2 protein-coding genes are annotated in these 1,182 nt (G+C 59.1%); both read left to right on the top strand.

The annotated features are described in order from the left end of the window. Positions 1–267 (top strand): hypothetical protein (locus tag Q0859_RS21430; protein ID WP_299155203.1); only part of this gene is annotated, 267 nt, incomplete at its 5' end. A 12-nt stretch (positions 268–279) separates the two neighbouring features. Further along, positions 280–1,173, top strand: coding sequence for a hypothetical protein (locus tag Q0859_RS21425; protein WP_299155201.1), 894 nt, complete (start codon positions 280–282; stop codon positions 1,171–1,173). The last annotated feature ends 9 nt before the right edge of the window (positions 1,174–1,182 follow it).

Raw genomic sequence — 1,182 nt, 5'->3', positions numbered from 1 at the left:
AAGCGTATCATGGTCGAAGCTGACAGCGCGGCCAAGATCGTTGGTGCCCAAGCCGAAGCCAAGCGTATCCGCGCGGTCGAACAGGCCGCTGCCGATATGGAAAGGGCCCGTATGAACGCCGTCGCATCGGTTCCTCCTGCGGTCATGTTCGCCCTTGCCGCGCAGGAGTTTGCGAGCAAACTGGAGAAGATTGACAGCTTGACCGTCAGCCCTGACATGCTGTCCGGGATCGTTCAGCAGGCCAAAGCATTGATGGCCCCAAAGTGATGGAGAAATAGGATGAGCAGCCTGAACCCGCGTGTTGTGCTTGTGTCCAGAGAGACCGAATATGCCTCCCTGTTGGCCAAGCACGGCACGCGGGGCCAGGCCGAATTCTTTCTGTCCACCCGTGGTCAGAAGCTGGCCGAATTGGAGGTGCGGGATGCGTTGCAATCCCGCGCCCTGAGTGCCGCCAAAGAAGCCGTGCCCGCTGATTGGTCCTTTGTTCATGTGATCCGCGAGGATTTGAACCGCTTTCTGTTTAGGCCGGAGGACATTATCGTGCCCATCGGCCAAGACGGGCTTGTCGCGAATATTGCCAAGTATCTGGATGGTCAGCCAGTGATCGGGATCTCCCCTGATCTGGCCTCCTCCGAGGGCGTGTTGACCCGTCACGGTGTTGATCGTTTGCCGGGATTGCTGAAATCCGCCGCGCAGGCCGACGTCGACATCCAGGCCCGTGTGATGGTGGAGGCCAAAGCAGGCGAAGGTCTGTCACTGCTGGCCCTGAATGAACTGTTCATCGGCCATCGCTCCCACCAGTCCGCGCGCTATATCGTGCAATCGGGCGGCGCAGAAGAGTTTCAATCGTCAAGCGGCATGATCGTTGCCACCGGCACCGGGCTGACCGGTTGGGCCAAGTCGATCATGGCTGCCACTCACCGCCCGTTTGAAATAGACCCTGAAGATAACTGCGCGGCGTTCTTTGCCCGCGAACCATGGCCAAGCCGGACGAGCGGATGTGAGATCGCGGCAGGGGAAATCAACGGCGACGCGCACCTATCAGTGCTGTCGCGCATCAACGATGGCGGAGTGATATTTGCCGATGGGATCGAACAGGATTTTCTACCTTTCGATTGGGGTGTCCAGGCCCGGATCAGAATGGCGGAAAACCGACTGTCATTGGTGGTTTGAAACGGCGCG

Source organism: uncultured Tateyamaria sp. (assembly GCF_947497045.1).
Classification (GTDB): domain Bacteria; phylum Pseudomonadota; class Alphaproteobacteria; order Rhodobacterales; family Rhodobacteraceae; genus Tateyamaria.
This window is presented reverse-complemented; position numbering and strand designations above follow the sequence as displayed.

Excerpts from the sequence above, each read along its gene's own strand:
- Q0859_RS21425 (WP_299155201.1), top strand. The coding sequence starts at position 280 with ATGAGCAGCCTGAACCCGCGTGTTGTGCTTGTGTCCAGAGAGACCGAA.